The 1961-nt window shown below is 52.7% G+C and carries 1 protein-coding gene; it reads right to left on the bottom strand.

Going from position 1 to position 1961, the window contains the following annotated elements:
* Nucleotides 1-1961: tandem-95 repeat protein (locus R7D93_RS25125; protein ID WP_318129542.1), on the bottom strand; the 1961-nt coding region annotated here is incomplete at both ends.

Here is a 1961-nt window from a genome sequence, read left to right as displayed (position 1 = left end):
ATTGAGACATTGACATTACTGTTGCCTGAAACGCTGAAGCTCAGCTCGCCATCCACGTTATCCACATCGCTGAAGGCGGTGTTTAAATCGATGCTGTATGGCGTAAAGTCTTCCGCCAAGGTTTGGTCTGCAATGCTACTTTCAACCACAGGCGTGTCGTTCACCGCATTTACGGTGACGTTGACCGTCGCTTGATCAGTCAGCGCACCATCGGTGATGGTGTAAGTGATTTCGGCGTCACCATTGAAGTTCTCAGCCGGTGTGAAGACCAGTTTTCCATCAATAATTTCGACTTTACCTTGGTCACTCGGCACAAACGCCGAATCAATGCTTAACGTATCGCCATCAATGTCGGTGTCGTTTGGCAGAACATCAATTGTCACTGGCGTGTCTTCGTCAGTAACAGCGGTATCATCGTTTGCCACTGGCGCGTCATTGACTGGTGTGACATCGACGTTCACCGTGGTGGACTCCGATACCCCACCGGAGGTGACGATGTAGGTGAAGCTGTCTGTACCGTGGTAGTTGTCGTTTGGCGTGTAGGTTACGCTGCCGTCCGGGTTGACCGAGACCGTGCCGTTAGCTGGTCCATTGTTGGTATCCAGCGACACCACTTTGTCGTCGCCTTCGAACGTGTCGTTACCTAAGACCTTGATGATGGTTGGCGTGTCTTCCACGACCGTTGCTTTATCTGCCACGATGTCCGCCACAGGCGCAACTGTGAAGTTCACCGTTTGGCTAACGCTTTCACCGCTTGGATCGGTGGCGGTAAAGGTCAACGCTTCTGAGCCGTTCCAGTCTGCGGTTGGAGTGAACGTAGCAATGCCATTGACGATCGCCACTTGAATGTTGCTGTTGCCAGAAACGCTGAAGGTCAGCTCGCCATCGACGTTATCCACATCGCTGAAAGCGGTATTTAGATCGATGCTGTATGGCGTAAAGTCTTCTGCCAGGGTTTGGTCTGCGATGTTGCTCTCAACCACAGGCGTGTCATTCACCGCATTCACGGTGACGTTGACCGTCGCTTGGTCAGTCAGCGAACCATCGGTGATGGTGTAAGTGATTTCAGCGTCACCATTGAAGTTCTCAGCTGGTGTGAAGACCAATTTGCCATCAACAATCTCAACTGTCCCTTGGTCACTCGGCACAGACGCCGATTGGATAGACAGCGTATCGCCATCAATATCGGTGTCGTTTGGTAGGACATCAATCGTGACAGCGGTATCTTCTTGTGTTGTTGCCGCGTCATCTTTTGCCGCTGGCGCATCATTGACTGGCGTCACATCGACGTTCACCGTGGTGGACTCTGATACCCCACCCGACGTAACGATGTACGTGAAGCTGTCTGTACCGTGGTAGTTGTCGTTCGGCGTGTAGGTCACGCTGCCGTCCGGGTTGACCGAGACCGTGCCGTTGGCTGGACCGTTATTGGTATCCAGCGACACCACTTTGTCGTCGCCTTCGAACGTGTCGTTATCTAAGACCTTGATGATGGTCGGCGTGTCTTCCACGACCGTCGCTTTGTCTGCCACGATGTCCGCCACAGGCGCAACTGTGAAGTTCACCGTTTGGCTAACGCTGTGGCCGCTTGGATCGGTGGCCGTAAAGGTCAACGCTTCTGAGCCGTTCCAGTCTGCGGTTGGAGTGAACGTAGCAATGCCATTGACGATCGCCACTTGAATGTTGCTGTTGCCAGAAACGCTGAAGCTCAGCTCGCCATCCACGTTATCCACATCGCTGAAAGCGGTATTTAGATTGATGCTGTATGGGGTGAAGTCTTCTGCCAAGGTTTGGTCTGCGAGGTTGCTTTCAACCACAGGCGTGTCGTTTACGGCATTTACGGTGACATTGACCGTCGCTTGGTCAGTCAGTGCACCATCGGTCACGGTGTAAGTGATTTCAGCATCGCCATGGAAGTTCTCAGCCGGTGTGAAGACCAGTTTTCCATCAATAATTTCGAC

The organism is Vibrio sp. YT-15, assembly GCF_033337445.1.
In the GTDB taxonomy this organism is placed as follows: domain Bacteria; phylum Pseudomonadota; class Gammaproteobacteria; order Enterobacterales; family Vibrionaceae; genus Vibrio; species Vibrio alginolyticus.
This window is presented reverse-complemented; position numbering and strand designations above follow the sequence as displayed.